The 19,764-nt window shown below is 67.8% G+C and carries 18 protein-coding genes and 3 tRNA genes; 16 read left to right on the forward strand and 5 right to left on the reverse strand.

Going from position 1 to position 19,764, the window contains the following annotated elements:
- The first annotated feature begins 4 nt into the window (after nt 1-4).
- Nucleotides 5-3,880 (forward strand): DNA-directed RNA polymerase subunit beta', encoded by a 3,876-nt coding sequence (rpoC, locus tag AC3ANJ_RS04730; RefSeq protein WP_488318461.1) that lies wholly within the window; start codon nt 5-7, stop codon nt 3,878-3,880.
- A gap of 93 nt (nt 3,881-3,973) precedes the next feature.
- Here rpoC and AC3ANJ_RS04735 read toward each other — a convergent pair whose 3' ends face one another.
- A complete protein-coding gene (locus tag AC3ANJ_RS04735; protein WP_488318462.1) occupies nt 3,974-4,621 on the reverse strand; it encodes a hypothetical protein in 648 nt (215 codons plus the stop codon).
- 71 nt (nt 4,622-4,692) lie between these two features.
- Here AC3ANJ_RS04735 and AC3ANJ_RS04740 point away from each other — a divergent pair, with 71 nt between their 5' ends.
- The 3 genes from AC3ANJ_RS04740 (at nt 4,693) to AC3ANJ_RS04750 (ending at nt 6,482) form a co-directional block, all read left to right on the forward strand.
- Complete coding sequence (locus AC3ANJ_RS04740) at nt 4,693-5,616, forward strand: carbohydrate kinase family protein (protein ID WP_488318463.1); 924 nt, start codon at nt 4,693-4,695, stop codon at nt 5,614-5,616.
- Nucleotides 5,617-5,702: 86 nt separating this feature from the next.
- Nucleotides 5,703-5,784 (forward strand) — tRNA-Tyr (locus AC3ANJ_RS04745).
- Nucleotides 5,785-5,915: 131 nt separating this feature from the next.
- The gene (locus AC3ANJ_RS04750) at nt 5,916-6,482 is read left to right on the forward strand and encodes a hypothetical protein (protein ID WP_488318464.1); all 567 of its coding nucleotides are present in this window, start codon (nt 5,916-5,918) and stop codon (nt 6,480-6,482) included.
- Nucleotides 6,483-6,489: 7 nt separating this feature from the next.
- Here the strand turns inward: AC3ANJ_RS04750 and AC3ANJ_RS04755 are convergent, their stop codons facing one another.
- The 4 genes from AC3ANJ_RS04755 to AC3ANJ_RS04770 are packed head-to-tail and all read right to left on the reverse strand — an operon-like array spanning nt 6,490 to nt 9,703.
- Nucleotides 6,490-7,134 (reverse strand): cation diffusion facilitator family transporter, encoded by a 645-nt coding sequence (locus AC3ANJ_RS04755; protein ID WP_488318465.1) that lies wholly within the window; start codon nt 7,132-7,134, stop codon nt 6,490-6,492.
- Nucleotides 7,131-7,484, reverse strand: coding sequence for an ArsR/SmtB family transcription factor (locus AC3ANJ_RS04760; RefSeq protein ID WP_488318466.1), 354 nt, complete (start codon nt 7,482-7,484; stop codon nt 7,131-7,133). The genes AC3ANJ_RS04755 and AC3ANJ_RS04760 overlap by 4 nt, the downstream gene beginning before the upstream one ends.
- A gap of 40 nt (nt 7,485-7,524) precedes the next feature.
- Nucleotides 7,525-8,721, reverse strand: a complete 1,197-nt coding sequence (locus AC3ANJ_RS04765; protein ID WP_488318467.1) for a mandelate racemase/muconate lactonizing enzyme family protein — start codon at nt 8,719-8,721, stop codon at nt 7,525-7,527.
- 31 nt (nt 8,722-8,752) lie between these two features.
- A complete protein-coding gene (locus AC3ANJ_RS04770; protein ID WP_488318468.1) occupies nt 8,753-9,703 on the reverse strand; it encodes a D-2-hydroxyacid dehydrogenase in 951 nt (316 codons plus the stop codon).
- 150 nt (nt 9,704-9,853) lie between these two features.
- Here AC3ANJ_RS04770 and AC3ANJ_RS04775 point away from each other — a divergent pair, with 150 nt between their 5' ends.
- The 12 genes from AC3ANJ_RS04775 (at nt 9,854) to AC3ANJ_RS04830 (ending at nt 19,729) form a co-directional block, all read left to right on the forward strand.
- Complete coding sequence (locus AC3ANJ_RS04775) at nt 9,854-11,110, forward strand: ABC transporter substrate-binding protein (RefSeq protein ID WP_488318469.1); 1,257 nt, start codon at nt 9,854-9,856, stop codon at nt 11,108-11,110.
- Nucleotides 11,111-11,218: 108 nt separating this feature from the next.
- Nucleotides 11,219-12,082, forward strand: coding sequence for a carbohydrate ABC transporter permease (locus tag AC3ANJ_RS04780; protein WP_488318470.1), 864 nt, complete (start codon nt 11,219-11,221; stop codon nt 12,080-12,082).
- Nucleotides 12,079-12,960 (forward strand): carbohydrate ABC transporter permease, encoded by an 882-nt coding sequence (locus AC3ANJ_RS04785; RefSeq protein ID WP_488318471.1) that lies wholly within the window; start codon nt 12,079-12,081, stop codon nt 12,958-12,960. The genes AC3ANJ_RS04780 and AC3ANJ_RS04785 overlap by 4 nt, the downstream gene beginning before the upstream one ends.
- 25 nt (nt 12,961-12,985) lie before the next feature.
- Nucleotides 12,986-13,906 (forward strand): dihydrodipicolinate synthase family protein, encoded by a 921-nt coding sequence (locus AC3ANJ_RS04790; protein WP_488318472.1) that lies wholly within the window; start codon nt 12,986-12,988, stop codon nt 13,904-13,906.
- Between the two features lie 16 nt (nt 13,907-13,922).
- Nucleotides 13,923-14,639, forward strand: coding sequence for a FadR/GntR family transcriptional regulator (locus AC3ANJ_RS04795; protein WP_488318473.1), 717 nt, complete (start codon nt 13,923-13,925; stop codon nt 14,637-14,639).
- A gap of 9 nt (nt 14,640-14,648) precedes the next feature.
- Complete coding sequence (locus tag AC3ANJ_RS04800; protein WP_406246431.1) at nt 14,649-15,134, forward strand: FBP domain-containing protein; 486 nt, start codon at nt 14,649-14,651, stop codon at nt 15,132-15,134.
- A 61-nt stretch (nt 15,135-15,195) separates the two neighbouring features.
- Nucleotides 15,196-15,990: an enoyl-CoA hydratase/isomerase family protein gene (locus tag AC3ANJ_RS04805; protein ID WP_488318474.1), complete on the forward strand. Its 795-nt coding sequence runs from the start codon at nt 15,196-15,198 to the stop codon at nt 15,988-15,990.
- A gap of 67 nt (nt 15,991-16,057) precedes the next feature.
- Nucleotides 16,058-17,227, forward strand: a complete 1,170-nt coding sequence (locus tag AC3ANJ_RS04810) for a DUF4153 domain-containing protein (protein WP_488318475.1) — start codon at nt 16,058-16,060, stop codon at nt 17,225-17,227.
- Nucleotides 17,224-18,021: an inositol monophosphatase family protein gene (locus AC3ANJ_RS04815; protein WP_488318476.1), complete on the forward strand. Its 798-nt coding sequence runs from the start codon at nt 17,224-17,226 to the stop codon at nt 18,019-18,021. The genes AC3ANJ_RS04810 and AC3ANJ_RS04815 overlap by 4 nt, the downstream gene beginning before the upstream one ends.
- Nucleotides 18,022-18,235: 214 nt before the next feature.
- Nucleotides 18,236-19,498, forward strand: a complete 1,263-nt coding sequence (locus AC3ANJ_RS04820) for a M23 family metallopeptidase (protein WP_488318477.1) — start codon at nt 18,236-18,238, stop codon at nt 19,496-19,498.
- 51 nt (nt 19,499-19,549) lie between these two features.
- A tRNA-Thr gene (locus AC3ANJ_RS04825) sits at nt 19,550-19,621 on the forward strand.
- A 34-nt stretch (nt 19,622-19,655) separates the two neighbouring features.
- A tRNA-Met gene (locus AC3ANJ_RS04830) sits at nt 19,656-19,729 on the forward strand.
- The last annotated feature ends 35 nt before the right edge of the window (nt 19,730-19,764 follow it).

Here is a 19,764-nt window from a genome sequence, read left to right on the forward strand (position 1 = left end):
ACTAGTGCTCGACGCAACAACCTTCGATGAGCTTCGCATCGGCCTCGCCACCGCAGACGACATCCGCGGATGGTCGTACGGTGAGGTCAAGAAGCCCGAAACCATCAACTACCGCACGCTCAAGCCCGAGAAGGACGGCCTCTTCGGCGAGCAGATCTTCGGACCCAGCCGCGACTGGGAGTGCGCCTGCGGCAAGTACAAGCGTGTCCGCTTCAAGGGCATCGTCTGCGAGCGCTGCGGCGTGGAGGTCACCAAGAGCTCCGTCCGTCGTGAGCGCATGGGCCACATCGAGCTGGCGGCGCCCGTCACGCACATCTGGTACTTCAAGGGCGTCCCGTCGCGCCTCGGGTACCTGCTGGACATGGCGCCCAAGGACCTCGAGAAGGTCATCTACTTCGCGGCCTACATGGTCATCTCGGTCGACGAGGATGCTCGTCACCGCGACCTGGCCACGCAGGAGAACAACATCCGCCTCGAGCTGAAGACGCTCGCAGACCGCCGCGACTCCAAGATCGCAGCGCGCCTGGCCAAGCTGGAGGAGGAGCTCGCAGCCCTGGAGGCCGAGGGCGCCAAGGCCGACGCCAAGAAGAAGGTCAAGGACGCCGCCGAGAAGGAGATGGGCCTCGTCCGCAAGGGCACCGACGAGCAGATCGCCAAGCTCGAGCGCGTGTGGGAGGACTTCCGCACGCTCGAGGTCGGCGCGCTCCGCCCCGAGGATGACGTCTTCCACGAGCTGCAGGACCGGTTCGGTCAGTACTTCGAGGCCTACATGGGCGCCGAGTCGATCCAGCGCCGCCTGCGCGACTTCGACCTGGCAGCCGAGGCGGAGAACCTGCGTCTGCAGATCTCCGAGGGCAAGGGCCAGCGCAAGATCCGTGCGATCAAGCGCCTGAAGGTCGTCAGCTCGTTCCTCGAGACCGGCATGAGCCCGGCCGCGATGGTGCTGGACGTCGTCCCGGTGATCCCGCCGGAGCTTCGCCCGATGGTGCAGCTGGACGGTGGCCGCTTCGCGACCAGCGACCTGAACGACCTGTACCGCCGCGTGATCAACCGCAACAACCGCCTTCGTCGTCTGATCGACCTCGGTGCCCCCGAGATCATCGTCAACAACGAGAAGCGCATGCTGCAGGAGGCCGTCGACGCACTGTTCGACAACGGCCGCCGCGGTCGCCCCGTCACGGGTACCGGCAACCGCGCCCTGAAGTCCCTGAGCGACATGCTCAAGGGAAAGCAGGGTCGCTTCCGCCAGAACCTGCTCGGAAAGCGCGTCGACTACTCGGGCCGTTCGGTCATCGTCGTCGGCCCGCAGCTGAACCTGCACCAGTGCGGTCTGCCCAAGCAGATGGCTCTCGAGCTGTTCAAGCCGTTCGTGATCAAGCGTCTGATCGACCTCGGTCACTCGCAGAACATCAAGGCGGCCAAGCGCGCCGTCGAGCGCACGCGTCCCGAGGTCTGGGACGTGCTCGAGGAAATCATCCGTGAGCGCCCTGTGCTGCTGAACCGTGCACCCACCCTGCACCGTCTCGGCATCCAGGCGTTCGAGCCCCAGCTCGTCGAGGGCAAGGCCATCCAGCTGCACCCGCTCGTCTGCGCCGCCTTCAACGCGGACTTCGACGGCGACCAGATGGCCGTGCACCTGCCGCTGTCGGTCGAGGCTCAGGCCGAGGCCCGCGTGCTGATGCTCGCGTCGAACAACATCCTGAAGCCGTCGGACGGCCGTCCGGTCACCCTGCCCTCGCAGGACATGATCATTGGCCTCCACCACCTGACCACGGTCAAGGAGGGTGCTGCTGGTGAGGGTCGTGCATTCGGTTCTGTGGCCGAGGCGCTGCTCGCGAAGGACGAGGGTTCCCTCGACCTTCAGGCGAAGGTCCGCATCCGCATCCCGGGTCTGACCTTCCTCGAGGGCGAAGCCCCCGAGGGATACGAGCGCCACGGCCTCGTGGACGCCTCGCTCGGTCAGGCGATCTTCAACGACACGCTCCCCAAGGGCTACCCGTTCGTCCGCGAGCAGGCCGACAAGGGCAAGCTGTCGCAGATCGTCAACAAGCTGGCCGAGGAGTACCCCAAGGTCGAGACGGCTGCCACGCTGGACCGCATCAAGAACGCCGGTTTCTACTGGGCCACGCGCTCGGGTGTGACCGTCGCTCTGAGCGACATCCTCACGCCGCCGAACAAGGCCGAGATCGTCGCGGGCTACGAGAAGCAGGCCGCGAAGGTCCAGTCCCAGTACGAGAAGGGTCTCACCACCGACGCCGAGCGTCGTCAGGAGCTCATCAAGATCTGGACCGAGGCCACCGACGAGGTTCAGGCCGCGATGCGGGCGAACTTCCCGGAGGACAACACCATCAACCGCATGGTGTCCTCGGGTGCTCGTGGTAACTGGCTGCAGATCCGCAACATTGCGGGTATGCGAGGCCTGGTGAACAACCCGAAGGGTGAGATCATCCCTCGCCCGATCATCTCCTCGTACCGCGAGGGGCTGTCGGTCGCAGAGTACTTCATCGCCACGCACGGTACCCGTAAGGGCCTTGCCGACACCGCTCTGCGTACCGCCGACTCGGGTTACCTGACCCGTCGTCTGGTGGATGTCTCGCAGGACGTCATCATCCGCGAAGAGGACTGCGGCACGTCGAAGGGCCTCGAGCTCCCGATCGCCGCTGCGAACTCGGCCGGCGAGCTGGTGCGCGACGCGAACGTGGAGAACTCCGTGTTCGCCCGTACGCTCGCCTCGGACGTCGTCGACGCGAAGGGCGAGGTCGTCGCGACCGCCGGTGAGGACGTCGGAGACGTCCTGATCGACAAGCTCGTCGGGCTCGGCGTCGAGGCCATCAAGGTCCGCTCGGTCCTGACCTGCGACTCGGCTGTCGGCGTCTGCGCGCAGTGCTACGGCCGTTCGCTCGCGACCGGCAAGACCGTGGACATCGGCGAGGCCGTCGGCATCATCGCGGCCCAGTCGATCGGTGAGCCCGGTACCCAGCTGACGATGCGTACGTTCCACACCGGTGGTTCGGCGTCGGCGGATGACATCACCCAGGGTCTGCCCCGTGTGCAGGAGCTGTTCGAGGCGCGTACCCCCAAGGGTGCGTCCCCGATCGCCGAGGCCGACGGTCGCATCACGATCGACGAGACCGACAAGGCCAAGAAGGTCATCCTCACGCCCGACAACGGCGACGAGGCAGTGGTCTACCCGGTGCTGAAGCGTGCAACGCTTCTCGTCGAGGACGGCCAGCACGTCACGGTCGGTCAGCCCCTGCAGGTCGGCACGCTCGACCCCAAGGAGGTCATGCGCGTACTGGGTGCTCGCGAGGTGCAGCGTTACCTCGTCGGCGGCGTCCAGGGCGTCTACCGTTCGCAGGGTGTGCCGATCCACGACAAGCACATCGAGGTCATCGTGCGCCAGATGCTGCGGAAGGTCACCGTGGTCGACCACGGTGACACCACGCTGCTGCCGGGTGAGATGGTGGACCTCAAGCGCTACCAGAACATCAACCGTGAAACCGTCGGCGAGGGCAAGCGCCCCGCTTCCGGTCGCCCGGAGCTGATGGGTATCACCAAGGCGTCGCTCGCCACGGAGTCCTGGCTGTCGGCCGCTTCCTTCCAGGAGACGACCCGCGTTCTCACGCAGGCCGCCATGGAGGGCAAGCGCGACCCGCTGGTCGGTCTCAAGGAGAACGTCATCATCGGTAAGCTCATCCCCGCCGGTACGGGTCTGTCCAAGTACCGCAACATCACGGTGGAGGCCACCGAGGAGGCCAAGAGCGAGCGCTACCCGAACCGGATCTTCGCATCCGACGGTGCGTACGCCGACGGTGACTTCGGTTACGTCGACTTCGACGCGTTCTCGACCGATGACATCACGCCCGGCACCTATAACTGAGCTGAGCTGATTCACTGACAAGGCCCCGATCCCGCAAGGGATCGGGGCCTTCGTCGTTCAGAGAAGAGCTTCGGATGCCGCGGCATCCGCCCGTCAGGCCGCCGGCGTGCTCGTAGGGGTGGGCGTGCTCGTCGGAGACGGCGCCGGCGTGGACGTGCCGAACAGGTGCAGGACGATGTCAGCGGTGTATCCGGGAGGAGCCAGGTTCGAGTACTTCGTGTCGATCAGCACGTCGTCACGCCAGTAGAGTGTTCGGCCGTCGGTGACCGGATAGTCCTCGTTCTCCCACGTCTTCTCGCAGCGGACTCCGGCATCCGGCTGGTAGCAGGTGAAGCCGTCATCGTCCGCGAGATCGTTGAGGTCCGCCATCGCCTCTTCGCGAGGGACGACCGAGATGGTCGTCACGAGTCCGGTGGTGTCGGCTTTCGGATCGCCCCAGGCGCAGATCAGCGAGCCGTCGTCCTGGACGCCGGTCGGCGCGAAGGCCTTGTCGTTGAGCGGGATGTCGGCGAGCAGGTCCAGGATCGGATCGGACAGGATGGCGCGGCAGTCCGTCGGCATCGTGATCGTCGGCGGAGTGCGGATCGGGCCGGGGGTGGCGGACGGGCCCGCCGATTCCTCGGATGCTGTCGTGTCTTCAGGGGCCGGGTCTTCGCCCGTCGACGGGCCGGCCGGAGAGCAGCCGGCGAGCAGAACCGTCAGCAGTAGGGCCGCGGCGATCGGGGTGGTGCGCGCGTTCATGACGTCACGGTATCGCGGGGCGTGCGCGACGCGACATCGGCGCGCGGTTGCCGACGCGGTAGGTTCGTCACGTGAGTGCAGTGAGTGCAGGACGCGTCGTCGTGATCGGGGACGCACTGATCGACGAGATCCGCGACGATGCCGGCATCCGGGAACTGGTCGGCGGTGCCGCCTTGAACGTGGCTGTCGGGCTGCGGCGGCTCGGGGTCGAGACGTCGCTGATCGCCATGGTGGGCGACGACGAGGCCGGTGCGCACATCCGCGGGTACCTCGGCGACCACGACGTGCGGCTGATCGAGACGCCGGCGCCGTACGGCTCGTCGCGCGCGATCGTCACGCGGTCGGCGGACGGCGAGCCCAGCTACGTCTTCAGTCGCGCAGCGCAGCAGCGGACGATCCGCTACGACGAGGCGGCGCAGGAGGCGATCGCCCAGGCATCGCTCGTCGCGATCAGCTGCTTCCCGTTCGATGTCCCCGCCGAAGTCGACGCGCTGCGCACCGCGCTGCGCGGAGCACGGGCCGCGATCGACCCGAATCCGCGGTCCGGGATGCTGATCGACCGTGACGCGTTCGTCACAGGGTTCGAATCCCTGGTCCCGGGTGCCGAGATCATCAAGGTCGGCGCCGATGATGCGGTGCTGCTGTACGACGGCGATCTCGACGCGCTGCGCGGACGTCTGCGCAGGCTCGGCGCGCGAGCGGTGCTCGCGACGGCCGGTTCGGACGGTGCCGCGCTCGAATCGGAAGCCGGGACGCTCCACGCTCCGATCGCCGTGCTCCCCGGGGCAGTCGTCGACACCGTCGGCGCCGGCGACGCGACGCTCGCGGCTGTCGCTGCGGGCTTGGTCGAGGGGGCACCCCATGGAGCGGCCGGCTGGCAGGTACTGCTCGACAGGGCCATGGCGGTCGCCGCTGCGACGTGTCGTTCCGAGGGCGGTCTGCTGCGCACGCCTGAGTCGCTGACCGCCCGTGACGGCGTGGACCTGAGCACCTGATCACTCGATTTCGCCCGCTCGCCTCGCGCAGGTATGATGGATCTTCGCGCCCCCGGTTGGCTGGACAAGCCGGACGGGGGTGCCTTGGCGAGTTACCCAAGCGGCCAAAGGGATCTGACTGTAAATCAGACTGCATTGCATTCGGGGGTTCGAATCCCTCACTCGCCACGTTTTCTCCGAAGGGCTCCGCGCAGCGGGGCCCTTCGTCGTTCATCGACCGGCAATCTCAGATGGGTAGATTGATCCCCGTGGGAGGGGGCCGCGTGGTCGACCAGGGGGAAGCGCCGATAGGGCATGTCGTGCACCTTGTCCGAACGCTCGACGATTCCGCGGTGCCCGAGCGGATCGGCCTCCCGATCCGCATCGGCACCAGGGGCCGGATCGTCGTCTGGCTGCTCGTCGGAGTGGGGGCGATCGCCACCGGCATCCTGCTGTTCCACCTGTGGACCGGGGATTCGCCGTGGTGGTTCAACCTGATCTTCACGTTCATGCCGGGGTTCGTCGTCGTCGGCTTCGCCGCGGCATTCGCGGATTCGACCCGGCGTGCGCGCACGGAAGTCGTGCTGGCGCAGCGATGGGCCGACACGCGGGGGCGGGCCACTGCGTCCGAAGGCCGGGTCGCCGACCGGCAGGTGAATCTCACGGAGCACGGGGGAGTGTCGGCGTTCACGCTGACCGTCGCGGATTCGGCAGGATCCGGCATCCGCGCGCGCTGGTTCCGCAACACTCCGGATGCCGGTGACGTCACGCTGCTGCAGACCCAGGTCCCGGCCGTCGGCTCGCGCGTGCGCATCTGGCAGGTCGGCTCGCTGGCCGAGGATGCTCCGGTCATCGTCGAGGCGCTCGACCCGAGCATCGTGAACTGAGTTCGCCCTAGTCGTCGTGCTCGAGCAGCATGCCGACGGACGTCGCGCACGCGTCTCCTCGCCAGGCTTCGATGCCCTCATGGATGGCGAAGCCCGCGATCACAAGGGCCGCGAGCGCGTCAGCCCACCACCATCCGAACCACAGGTTGAGCAGGAGGCCGATCAGCACTGCTGCGCTGAGATACGTGCAGATCAGGGTCTGCTTCGAGTCCGCGACGGCGCTTGCCGAACCGAGCTCCCGCCCCGTGCGCCGCTCCCACAGCGACAGGAACGGCATGACGATGACGCTGACCACCGCGACGCCGATGCCCAGCGGCGAATGCGATGGTTCGTCCCAGACGCCGGAGAGGGTGAGGACCGCGCTGGTCGCCACCCAGGCAGCGAGGGCGAAGAACGCGACGGCGATGACGCGCAGGGTCGGCTTCTCCCAGCGCTCCGGGTCTTGTCGCGTGAACTGCCAGGCCACGGCGGCGGCCGACAGCACTTCGATCGTGGAATCGAGGCCGAAGCCGAGCAGCGCCGCAGACGACGCGGTGGCTCCTGCGGACAGTGCCACGATCGCCTCGATCAGGTTGTACCCGATCGTGATGCCGACGATGAGGCGGATGCGGCGGTGCAGCACATGCCGTCGGCTGTCGGTGAGGGCGGTCATGCGGCTCGCTCGCAGCATCCGGGCACCGTGCAGGACTCGTCGCAGCAGGGCGCGTTGTCGGCGACCGCGAGTGTGACGCGCAGCAGCTCGTGGATCGCGGCGCCGAGGTGCGGATCGACCACCTCGTAGAACGTCTGCCGTCCCCGTGGCTCGGCGACGACGAGTCCGCATCCGCGGAGACACGCGAGATGGTTGGAGACGTTCTGCTTGGTGAGATCCAGCTCCCGTGCGAGATCGGCCGGGTGCATCCCGCCATCGAGCAGGCGCGTGAGTATGCGTGCGCGCGTGCGGTCGGACATGGCGCGTCCGACCCGTGTCATCACGTCTGCTACGGAGTCGAGGGTGAGCATGGATTAACAGTACAGCGAAGGCTGTACGATCGACATCGCCTCAATCCGAGATCCACGACCGTGCAGCGACGGCCGGATCGACGATGCACTCGTATACGGCCTCCTCGCGGAACCGGAACTCCCGCTCGAGTTCCGGAGTGATCTCGATCCCGAGTCCTGGGCGGTCCGCGAGGGCGATCGCACCGTCGGCGATCGTGACGGCGCCATCCAGCAGTCGGGAGCGCAAGGCATATTCGGGCAGCGGCCACTCGACGACCGACGCGCCGCCGGCAGCCGCGACATGGTAGTTCGCGAGCACGCCGACCCCCGCGCCCCAGCAGTGCACGTACACCTCGGTCTCTGCCGCGCGGGCGGCGGCGAAAACGTTCAGCACCGAACCAAGGCCGCCGATGACGGTCGCGTCCGGTTGGACGATGTCATAGGCGTTCCGGCGGACGCGCTCGCAGAGTTCGGCATCCGTCGTCACGATCTCGCCGCCGGCGATCGCGACCTCCGTTCGGGCGGCGAGTTCGGGCAGTCGATGGATCTGGTCCGGGCCGAGCACCTCCTCGAGGAAGACGGGGAGCGTCCCTGTCGCGACTGCCACGCGATCGATGAAGGCCAGAACATCCTCAGGGGTCTGTGATGGTGTGACGAGATTCTGGGTCATGTCGATCGCGATCTCGATTCCGGATGCCGCGGTCGACGCCAGACTCCAGGAGACCTTGTCGAGCTGATGGGTGCGTGCCCGGATCTTGAAGACGTCGATGCCGAGGGCGGCCACGGTGTCGATCTCGCGCTGCATCGAGGCGGGAGTGCGCGAGTCGCCCCCGCTGGCGTATGCGCGCAGCATCGGAGTCTCTGTGCCGCCGAGGTGCTGCCAGAGCGGCACTCCGGCGGCTTTCGCTGCGCAGTCCTGCAACGCGATCTCGATGGCGCTGATCGCGTGCCTCGCTGCTCCCTGCAAGCTCCAGTAACCGGTGGCGGTGACGAGATCATCGAATCTCGCGGCGATGTCACCGGCATCCCTCCCGACCAGTGCCGAACCGAGCAGCTCGATGATGCTGCGGAACACCTCGGGGGCGAAGACGGCCACGTAGCCTTCGCCGATCCCTGTCGTGCCGTCGCTCAACGTGATCTCTACGAAGCCGGCCGTACGCAGGCCGGACGGCAGATGCAGCAGGTTCTCCATGCTGTGCTGCGGGTCGCCGTAGGGAGCGCTCAACAGGATCGGCCGTACCCGTGCGATGGTCGCCATCGTCTCCTCCATCTCCTGCTCGCGGCAGGACTCAGTATTCGAGCTGGCAGTCGACGAGCCCGCGCAGCTGCTCGCCGGCGCGGAAGCGTTCGGCATTCGCGGCGAAGAAGCGCGCCTTGTCGATCAGTTCCTCCCGGTGCCCTCCGCCGGTGTGCTGCGTGAGGATGGTGCGCGGCGTCGTCCAGAGCGGATGATCGACAGGCAGAGGCTCCTCGTGCGTGACATCGAGGACGGCACCACCGAGCCGACCGGAATCCAGCGCTTCGGCCAGTGCGTCTTCGTCGATCAGCGATCCACGCCCCACGTTCGCGACGATCGCCGTCGGCGGCAGCGCCGCGATTCTGTCGCGGTGGAGCAGCATACGGGTCGCGGGCGTGCTCGGCAGACATCCGATGACCAGATCGCACTCGGGCAGCACGGCGTCGAGCTGCTCCGTTCCATGCAATTCGGCGAGCAGAGAGCGGCGGGCGAACGTGAGGACCCGGCATCCGAACGCCTCGAGAACCTGGCGGACCTGTCGGCCGATGGATCCGGCTCCGAGGACCACGGCCGTGCTTCGTGCGAGCAGAGACGTCGTCGGGCGGATCTCCAGGCTCCGCCAACGCCTCTCCTGTCGTGCGACGGACAGCTCGTCGAGGCCTCGCGTGAGGCTCAGGATGCCGGCGATCACGGTCTCAGCTGCGGGATGCGCGAACTGGCCCTCGAGATTGGTCACACGGATGTCGCGCTGCCGGATCAGCGCCGACGCATCGCGGTAGTACTCGTAGCCGACGGACTCCAGCTGCAGCCAGCGCAGTGCCGTGAGCTGCGGAATCCACGCCGCGGGGATCGTGCCGAACATCACCTCGCATGCGGCGAACGATTCGTCCCATGCCGGAGCTCCGCCTGCTCGATCCGCCCTGTAGAGCGTGTCCGTCGCGAATGCGCGTCGACAGAGATCCATGGCGGCGTCATCGAGGTGGGCGGTGATCCCGACGCGCATGCGGCTCCGATCGCAAGGAATTAGATATCTGATGACTAGGCTAGTCGGCCTCCGGCAGGTCGGTCAAGAGTTCAGTCTTGACCAGTTATTAGATATCTGATCTACTGGTGCGGTCCCGAGTTTCGATGAAGCAACACCTGGAGGACTGTCATGAACCGAGCACCCCGATTCCGCCGACTGGCGGCCGTCGCCGTGGCACTGTCGGCGACCGCTGCTCTCGCTGCCTGCGGCAGCCTCGGAGGCGGCGGAGGCGGTGGCGACGTCGCCGAAGGCGATGGCGTCATCACCTTCTGGCACTACTACGGCGATCCTCACGGCGTGCCGCTCGAGGCCGTTCTCGCCGACTACACCGAGGAGACCGGGGTCGAGGTGGAGGCGCGCTTCATCCCCTACGACGACTTCAACCGGACGCTGCAGCAAGCGGCTGCGGCCGGCGAACTGCCTGACGTTGCGCTCATCAATGCGTTCGACACGGCTCAGATGGCGGATGCCGGGATCATCGAAGATCTCAGCGCGTACGTCGAAGGATGGGGCGAGCAGGATGCGTATTACGAGACCGGCTGGGAGTCGGGTCAGGTCGATGGTGCGGCATTCGGCATCCCGCACCTCGCCGACGTGTACGCGCTCTACTACAACGAAGCGCTCCTCACGGAAGCGGGTGTCGCCGTCCCCACGACGTGGGACGAAATGGAAGCGGCCGCGCAGACGATCACGGAGAGCGGTACGGCGTCGTACGGCATGGCGATGTCGGGCATCGAGGGCGCCGAAGGTGCGACGGGCATCCTTCTGCGGACGCTCGCGGCCGGGGGAGACCTCGCCGACTTCGGCGGTGAGGCGGGGGTCGCGGCGCTGGAGTCCATCAAGCGCATGACGGATTCGGGCGGGCTGTCCGAGGGGTTCCTGACCTGGAACGAGGACGACGCGATGGCGGCGTTCACGAACGGGGAGGCGGCGATGGCGATCAACTCCGCCAGCGCCATCAATGTCGTACGCGAGAGCGCTCCGGATATGAAATGGAGCGTCGCTCCGCTTCCTGCTGATGAGACCGAGGCGACCTACCTGTCCGCCGAGAATCTCACGATCGGAGCCGGCAGCGGCGACGCGGATGCCGCTTGGGAACTCATCGAATGGATGCAGCAGCCGAGCGTTCTCGAGGAGTATCTCCCCGCGAGGAACAAGCTCCCCGCACGCGACGACGTGCCAGGAGCCGTCACGGACCCGGTGCGCGCGACGTTCGCGGACCAGCTCGTCAACGCCTGGGCGCCGACCGGCGACCTCGCGGCGCGCTCGAACGAGGCGCTCACCATCGTGCAGCAGGCGCTGCAGGCCGTCATCAGCGGCACGGCGTCGCCTGCGGATGCTGCGGCGACCGCTCAGGCATCCATCGATGAGGCCGTGGGGAACTGACCCATGGCTGTGGCCACACCATCCCGTACCGCTCAGAGGCGGTCGGCCATCTCGTCTCCGCGGCCGGCGCCGACCGGTCGCGGAGGCGGGCGCCTCCGGCGTCTCGCGGTGCCGGCACTCTTCGTGCTGCCCGCGGTGATCTTCGTCGGGGCGACGGTCGTCTATCCGCTGCTCTACAGCGTGTTGCAGAGCTTCTTCGATGTCGGTCTGCGCGAAGTCGTCCAGGGCGGGGCGCAGTGGGTCGGTCTGGACAACTACATCGACCAGTTCGGCCGAACTCGCTTCTGGTATTCATTCGCCATCTCGATCGTCTACGCGCTCGGGAGCGTCGCACTCACCTTCCTCGCCGGACTCGGGCTCGCCCTGCTCCTCCGACGGGCGTTCCGAGGTCGCAACGCCCTGCGGGCGCTGATCCTTATCGCCTGGGTCCTGCCGACCGTCGTCAGCGCGAACGTCTGGCGCTGGCTGCTCGACGGGAGCTACGGACTCCTGAACGCCGTACTGCGTTCCCTCGGCGTGATCGACGGTGACGTCTTCTGGCTGGGCCAGCCCGTCACGGCCATCGCCGCCGTGATCATGGCCACAGCGTGGAGCTTCGCGCCCTTCGCGATGATCCTGCTCTCCGCAGGACTCGAGGGCATCTCCGGAACGCTGTACGAAGCAGCGCGCATCGACGGAGCGTCTCCATGGCAGCAGTTCCGCTACGTCACCATGCCACAGCTGCGCCCCGTCGCGCTGGCTGCGCTCCTGCTCATCTTCATCTACACGTTCAAGACGTTCGACACGATCTTCCTGATGACCGCGGGCGGCCCGGGTGGCGCGACATCGACGCTGCCGGTGTACGCGTACAACGAGGCGTTCGAGTTCTCTCGATTCGACACCGCCGCGGTCGCCACGACGGTCTTGATGCTGGTGCCGATCATCCTCTCGATCGCGTACTTCCGAACGCTGCGCAAGGAGCACGACGTATGACGGCCACGCACGCGCTCATCGTTCCCCGCAGGACGCGCACGCGTTCGCATCGCGAGGTCATGGTCGGACGGTGGCTGGCCGTCGCCGGCACGCTCGTCACGGCCGTCTATCTCATTCCGGTCTACTGGCTGGTCGTCACCTCGCTCAAGACGAGCGACGCCACGTTCCGTGTGCCACCGGACCTGATCCCGCTGCCGCCGACGATCGAGTCGTACGCGACGGCCGTGTTCGGCGACCCGGATATCGCCCGAGGGCTCGGCAACAGCGCGATCATCGCGATCGGCACGACGGCAGTCACCCTCGCCCTCGCGCTTCCCGCGGCGTACGGTCTCGCCAAGTTCCGGATGCGGGGCATCGGCGCCGTGATGATGCTCATGCTCATCGTGCAGATGGTGCCCTCGGTCAACCTGGCGCTGCCGATGTTCGTCCTGTTCAGCAGCGCGGGGCTCGTGAACTCCTACCTGGGACTCATCATCGCGAACTGCTCACTGGCGGTGCCGCTCGCGATCACGATCCTGCGGCCCTACTTCCTGAGCGTTCCCGCGGAGGTCGTCGAGGCGGCGAAGGTCGACGGCTGCAACGAGTTCACGTCGTTCCTGCGCATCGTCCTACCGATCTCCGCGCCCGGAATCGTGACGGTGGCGGTGATCAGCTTCCTCGGCGCGTGGGGGGAGTTCGTGTTCGGACTGTCCCTGGCCACCAGCGAGCAGATCCAGCCCATCACGATCGTCCTCGCCGAGATCACGAACGAGTTCGGCGTCCGATGGAACGACCTGATGGCGGTCTCCGCCGTCGTCGCGCTGCCGGTCATCGCAGCATTCATCTTCCTTCAGCGGTACATCGTCGCCGGTCTCACCGACGGCGCAACGAAAGCGTGAACGCACGCATGAGAAAGGTCGGTTCATGAGCAGGTTCGAATTCTGGGCGGCATCCCTGGCCCCGTATGACGAGGCAGGACGGGTCGATGTATCCCGGATCCCGGAGCAGGCGGCGCACATGCGTGCGATCGGCATCCGCGGTGCGTTCGTCAACGGCACGAGCGGAGAGTTCCCCCTCCTGACGGTCGACGAGCGCGTGGCAATCCTGGAGGGATGGGTGAAGGCGCGCCCTGACGGCTTCGGCATCGGCGTACAGGTGGGCGGGCTGCCGCTCGAGCCGACCAGGGAACTGGCCGCGCACGCCGCCTCGCTCGGCGTGGACCTCGTCTCGAGCGTCGCGCCGTATTACGGCCAGGCGGCGAGCGTCGGGCACACCGTCGGGTGGCTCGCCGACGTGGCGGATGCCGCAGGCACCGTGCCCTTCTGCTACTACCAGATCCCCTCGATGACCGGCTCGACGCAGCGTCCCAGCGACATCCTGAAGGCCGCAGAGTCGGAGATCCCGACGATGGACGCCGTGAAGTTCACGGATGAGGACCTGATGGAGCTCGACGCGATCCGCCTGGCGCGCCCGGACGTACGGCTCTACTTCGGGCGCGACGAGCTGCTGCCCGCCGCGCTCGCCCTCGGCGCCGGGGCGGCGATCGGGAGCCTCTACAACGGACTCGCCCCGCTCGCTCACGCCGCTGTCGACGCCTTCGACGCCGGCGATCTTGCGCGCGCGTCCGAGCTCCACAAACCCTTCCGCGACATCGCCAGAGTTGCAACAGGACCGGGTTTCGTCAAGGAGCTCATGAACGAGCTCGGCCCCGACGTGGGGCCGGCACGCGGTGTCTGGGGTCCGGTGACCGCGTCCGATCGCGCCGTCATCGATCGCATCGCGCCCGCGCTGCGCGACGCGGTCGCCGAAGCGCTCGACGCCCAGCGCGTCGATGACGTCGGCTGAGCGGTACCGTCAGAGCATGAGACCAGGCGGACCCATCTATCTCGTCGCACAGCGCAGGCTGCGCGACTACATCCGCGAACACGATCTGTCGCCGGGAGATCGGCTCCCGAGCGAAGCCGATCTCGCGGCAGAGCTGGGCGTGAGCCGGCTCTCCCTGCGCGAGGCGACGCGCAGCCTGCAGACGCTGGGCGTCATCGAGGCACAGCACGGCAACGGGCTCTTCGTGTCGGAGTTCTCGTTCCGCCCGATCATCGACCAGCTGCCCTACGGCCTCGCCGGGGCAGGACGAGCGATCTCCGAGGTGCTGGTCGTGCGGGAATCGATGGAGGTCGGGCTGATGTCGGCGGTGGTCCGCGCAGGGTTGCAGGAGGAACTGCAGCGCTGCGCGGTCATCGCCGCGGAGATGATCGAGCGGGGAGAGCGCGGCGAGGACTTCCGCGACCTCGATGAGGAGTTCCACCGCACGCTGTACTCGGGGCTTCAGAACCCGTTGGTCGACAACCTCATCGACCTGTTCTGGCATCTGTTCGGCACGCTGGTCCGCGAGGTGGGCGATCGGATGCCGGCGCCGGCGCCCGATAGAGGCGCCGTGCACGCGCGGATCATCGAGGCGCTTCTGGCGGGCGACGAGGACCTTGCCGTCCACCGCATGCGCGAGCACTTCGACGACCTGCGCAGGCGGGTCACGGCCCTGGAGGGCGGGGCGGCGCCAGGCCAGGGCGGGGCTTCATAGACTGGAGCGATGCGAGCGCTCACCGAAGCAGACGTCCGCGCCGGTTTCGTCAACGCAGAGGCGGATGAACTGCGTGTCATGGAGATGCCGCACGACTTCGTGCTCACGGACTGGGACTATCTCGACTTCTTCGCCTGGCGCGATCCGTCCGTTCCGCGACGCGGGTACATCCTCGCCCAGATCGACGGCGGCATCGTCGGCGTCGTGCTGCGCGCCACGGACCCGGGGCGCGCACGCAACGGCATGTGCAACATCTGCCACTCGCTTCAGCCGGGCAACCAGGTCGCGCTGTTCTCCGCGCGGAGGGCAGGCGAGGCGGGTGCCCGCGGTGACAGCGTCGGAACGTACATCTGCGCCGACCTGTCCTGCCACGAGAACGTGCGTCTGGCGCATCCCCTCGCTCCGAACGAGATCCGGGCGTCCGGGCAGGTCGACATGCGGCTGGACGGCACGCGTCGTCGCATGGAGCGCTTCGTCGCGAGCGTCATCGCCTGACCTCGCGGCCCGCTCGCGCGATTACGCTGGACGGAACTGTCCGCGCATCGAAGGAGACGCCGTGAGCGAAGCCATTCTGCTGTCCGTGTCCGAGGGGATGGCGCGGCTGACGCTGAACCGCCCGAGCCGACTCAACGCTTTCAACGCCGACCTCGCGCACGCCTGGCGTGATGCGACGATCGAGGCGACGACCCGCGATGACGTGGGCGCGATCCTGGTCGACGCCGCCGGACCCGCGTTCTGCGCGGGCGGCGACGTCCTCGACATGGCGAGCACGATGGGTTCCGGTGCGGATATCACGGCCCTCGCCGAGGTCATCAATTCCGGTATCAGGGCGCTCGTCGAATCCGACGTCCCCGTCGTGACCGCAGCGCACGGTACGACCGCCGGCGGCGGGCTGGGCATCCTGCTCAGCGGCGACTACGCCGTGGTCGGGAGCCGGTCCAAGCTCGGCAGCCTGTATGCGAATATCGGGCTCACCCCAGACCTGTCCGTATCGGCTCAGCTCGCGCGCGCCGTCGGCGAGCGGCGTGCGCTGCAGCTGGTCCTGCAGGACCGCCTGCTCTCGGCGCAGGAAGCACTCGACTGGGGGCTCGTGGCGGAGATCGCCGAAGGAGCGGATGCCGCGGACGAGGCGCAGCGGGTCAGGGCGCGTGCCGAGGAGATCGCCCGGTTCTGGCTCGCCGGTGCCGCAGCCGCATACGGTCAGGCCAAGCGGCTCGTGCGATCCCAGCCGTCGCGGACGTTCGCCGAGCAGCTCAGCGAGGAGGCGCGTTCGATCGGCGCCTCCTTCGACACTGCGGACGCGAAGGCGCGGGTCGCGGGATTCGCAGCCGCGTCCGCCAAGCGGGGCTGAGGCGGTTCTCCCGCGCGTCGGACCGGCATGGCAGGATGAGAGCACGCAGGCCGACGAGAGGATCGCCATGTCGCAACCGGAGGAAGTCGCAGTCGCGAAGCCCAACGCATCGCTGCTGATCAGGGGGGCCATCTGGATCGCCATCGGCGCGCTGATCGCCGCTGCACTGGTGTGCGTGGTGTGGGTGCTGATCGGAGACCAGGACGGTCTGATCGGTCGCGCGTTCCTCACGATCCTCCTGCTGGCAGGATTCGCCGGGATCGCGATCCTGGAGGCAGGGCTCGCGCCGAACCGCCCCGATTGGCTGGCGCTGACCAGCATGATCACCTGGATCGTCGCGCTGCTCGTCGGCGCTGTGAAGATCTGGCTGCCCGACGACACCGGCTACTTCGGCGGCGGCGCCGAGCGGTTCTTCCAGCTGCTGCTCGTGGTGGGCATTCTGCAGCTCGCGCTGCTGCATGTTCGCCTGTTCAAGCCGGCGGCCGAGCGCTACATCACCGTGTTCACGCGGGTCATCTACTACCTGACACTGGTCTTCCTCGTCGCTCTCGTCGGCATGCTGGTGTTCTTCCTGACCTTCCCGCACACGTTCACCTACAACGATCTGTATTGGCGGATCGTCGTGGCCCTCGCGATCCTCGCCGCCGTCGGCACCACGCTGATTCCGCTGCTGAACGCGCTGTTCGCGCCGAAGAAGCAGAAGGCCGCCGTCGCCGCTCCGGCGCAGCAGTGGCCGACTTACGGCGATGGCGTGACGCCACTGCCCGTGCTCGCGGACGGCACTCCCGACTGGAACGCCTACTACACCGGGTACCCCACCGCGCAGACACCGGCGGCTCTGCCGGCCGCCTACGCCGGCGATCACGGCTACGCTGCGGCACCGGTCGCGCAGGGCTACTCCGAAGCGCAGGCGCCGGTCTGGCCGGCGCAGGGTCAGGCGCCGGTCTGGCCCGCGCAGGAGCAGGCTCAGGCATGGCCGGTTCAGGATGCCGCGGCGCCGGCAGCGCAGTGGCAGGCGGCGCCCGAGCAGGCTGGATATCCGGAGCCGGCCGCCGAGCAGCCCGCGCCGGTGTCGCAGCCTCAGGCACCGGAGCAGACCGCGCAGCCGGTTGAGTCCGTTGCCGCGCCGCAGGCGCCGGAGCAGGCCGATGAACCACAGCAGCCGAGCCCCTTCGCACCGCCGCCCCCGGCGCCGCCGGCACCGCCGGTCGTCCCGCCTGCGGCTCCTCAGCAGTGAGCGCGGCAGAGGTCGACGCCGCGCAGCTGCACGCGCTCGCGGTGGACATCGCTCGTGAAGCGGGCGAACTCGCGAAGCTGCGTCGATCCGTCGGCGTCGCTCTCGCGGCGACGAAATCGACGCTGGCCGACATCGTCACGGAGGCGGACCGCGAGGTCGAGGACCTCATCCGGACGCGCGTGGCCGCCGAGCGTCCTGGTGACGGATTCCTCGGGGAGGAATCAGGAGCGGATGCCGGCGGCACCGGTGTGACGTGGGTGGTCGACCCGATCGACGGCACCGTGAACTACGCCTACGGCATCCCGTCGTACAGCGTGAGCATCGCCGCCGTGCACGGATCGGCCCAGCCCGGGGCGTGGGAAGCGCAGGCTGCCGCGGTCTGCGCGCCGGCCCTCGGCGAGCTCTTCTCGGCCGTGCGCGGGGGAGGAGCGTGGCAGGACGGGCGCGCTCTGCACGTCACGACCGAGACTCCGGCCGGAGCGCTGCTCGCCACCGGCTTCGGATACGATCCGACGACGCACGACGGGGATCTGCAGACCGTCCGCACGGTCATGCCGATCGCGCGCGACCTGCGTCGCGGCGGATCCGCAGCCCTCGACCTCGCCTACGTCGCGGCCGGCCGCCTCGACGGGTACTTCGAGCGCGGGCTCAACCCGTGGGACTTCGCGGCCGGCGCACTGCTCGTGGAAGAGGCAGGCGGGCGGGTCAGCCGACTCGACACCGCATCGCGGCGTCCGATGCTGATCGCCGCCGGCCTCGAGGTGCATGACCGGTTGGTCGGGATCCTCGGCTGACGAAACGGTGCCTCGTTCATGGCATTCTCAGCGACCACACTGTAGTGTTTATCCATTCGTTACCTTCGTCACCCGAAGACGCAGGTGAGTAAGCGCCCCCGAGCTTGACCGAAAGATCCCCGTTTTGCCCTTCGATACTTCCCCGGCTGAGAGTGCGCCCACGCGCCGCTCGAGCCGCCACCGCATCGCGGCTTCCGCGACCCCGGTGGACGAGGTGACCACTGGTGAGATCCACGTCGCTCCGACCGAAGCCGCCCCTGCCGCGCCCTCGTCACGACGGGCGGCTCGCCAGCGGGCGACGCAACCGGTCGCGATCCAGCCGTCCGAGTCCGAGACGCCAGCGTCCCCGGCGATCGATCTCTCCCCGATGCCGGCGAGCCGCCGTCGAACTCAGCAGGCAGACGCGCCGGCCATCCCCACTCCGGATGTCCCCGTCGCGTCGATCCTGGCGGAGTCCGTCGTCATCGTGACGTCGCAGACAGGTCCGGTCGATCTGCCGGAGCACGTTCAGCCCGAGGCTGTCGTTCCCGAAGAGCCTGCCGACGCGAAGCCGGTGGCATCCGAGCCGACTGCGCACGAAGATCTCTTCACCGCGGCATCCCAGACCTTCCGTACCCAGGGCGTGCCGGTGGTGGCGGACCAGCCCGCCGCTGAGCCGGTCGAGGACGACGCCGAGCCGGTCACCGAAGCGCACGTCGCGCCCCGCCGCATCCGCCGATCGAAGGCGCGCAAGCTCGCCGCCGCCGGCGCGACGATCGGCGTGATGGGGATCGCCGGCCTGCTCGCGGTGTCCATGACCCTTCCCGCCGAGGCCGTCGCCGCAGCGCAGGGACTTCAATCGACTTCTGCGATGTCGCTCGTCGCGGCTGGCACCGACGTCCCCGGCGATGACGCATCCGACGAGGAGATCCAGGCGTACGTCGCCTCCTCCGACGTCGCAGACCCGAACCTGCAGCGCAGCGAGGACTACTCGACCGTCTCGCTCGTCGACGTCGCGGCAGAAGAGGGCATCCAGTACTCGGACTCGCTCTACACGAACGACCCCGAGGCCGAGATCCAGTGGCCGTTCAAGGTCGGTGTGGCGATGAGCTCGGGATACGGCCCGCGCAGGGGACGTCTGCACGCAGGCATCGACCTGGTGCCGGGCAACGGCGCGCCCATCCAGGTGATCGCTGACGGCACCGTCCGCATCGCGACGGAGTCCGGCGGCGCCTATGGCGTGACCGTCTACGTCGATCACGTCATCGACGGCGAGCTCGTGACGAGCCACTACGCGCACATGCAGTTCGGCTCGCTGCGGGTCAAGGCGGGCGACAAGGTCGAGGTCGGCGACATCGTCGGCCTGGTCGGGAACACCGGCCGTTCGTACGGCGCGCACCTGCATTTCGAGATCATCATCAACGGCTCGACGGTCGACCCGCTGCCGTGGATGCGGGAGAACGCCGGACGCTACGACGGGGTCTCCCCGGTTTCGTGAGTGGGCACGAGATCTGGTATTCTCGTGTGGTTGCCTGAACAGGGCGACAACGCCCCGATAGCTCAGTGGTAGAGCACTTCCATGGTAAGGAAGGGGTCGTCAGTTCAATCCTGACTCGGGGCTCGCAGCATTCGCTTTCGCGAGATGAATGCCTTGCGGCAGGGTAGCTCAGTTGGTGAGAGCGCACGACTCATAATCGTGAGGTCGCGGGTTCAAGCCCCGCTCCTGCTACAGATGAAAACCCCCGGTGAAGCCGGGGGTTTTGT

The organism is Microbacterium sp. STRO-1N (assembly GCF_057748015.1).

What these genes read in the sequence shown, in the direction of transcription:
- AC3ANJ_RS04795 (WP_488318473.1), top strand. Translation starts at nt 13,923, where the DNA reads ATGAGACCAGGCGGACCCATCTATCTCGTCGCACAGCGCAGGCTGCGC.
- AC3ANJ_RS04755 (WP_488318465.1), bottom strand. Translation starts at nt 7,134, where the DNA reads ATGACCGCCCTCACCGACAGCCGACGGCATGTGCTGCACCGCCGCATC.
- AC3ANJ_RS04775 (WP_488318469.1), top strand. Translation starts at nt 9,854, where the DNA reads ATGAACCGAGCACCCCGATTCCGCCGACTGGCGGCCGTCGCCGTGGCA.
- AC3ANJ_RS04760 (WP_488318466.1), bottom strand. Translation starts at nt 7,484, where the DNA reads ATGCTCACCCTCGACTCCGTAGCAGACGTGATGACACGGGTCGGACGC.
- AC3ANJ_RS04735 (WP_488318462.1), bottom strand. Translation starts at nt 4,621, where the DNA reads ATGAACGCGCGCACCACCCCGATCGCCGCGGCCCTACTGCTGACGGTT.
- AC3ANJ_RS04800 (WP_406246431.1), top strand. Translation starts at nt 14,649, where the DNA reads ATGCGAGCGCTCACCGAAGCAGACGTCCGCGCCGGTTTCGTCAACGCA.
- AC3ANJ_RS04790 (WP_488318472.1), top strand. Translation starts at nt 12,986, where the DNA reads ATGAGCAGGTTCGAATTCTGGGCGGCATCCCTGGCCCCGTATGACGAG.
- AC3ANJ_RS04785 (WP_488318471.1), top strand. Translation starts at nt 12,079, where the DNA reads ATGACGGCCACGCACGCGCTCATCGTTCCCCGCAGGACGCGCACGCGT.
- AC3ANJ_RS04765 (WP_488318467.1), bottom strand. Translation starts at nt 8,721, where the DNA reads ATGGCGACCATCGCACGGGTACGGCCGATCCTGTTGAGCGCTCCCTAC.
- AC3ANJ_RS04810 (WP_488318475.1), top strand. Translation starts at nt 16,058, where the DNA reads ATGTCGCAACCGGAGGAAGTCGCAGTCGCGAAGCCCAACGCATCGCTG.
- AC3ANJ_RS04770 (WP_488318468.1), bottom strand. Translation starts at nt 9,703, where the DNA reads ATGCGCGTCGGGATCACCGCCCACCTCGATGACGCCGCCATGGATCTC.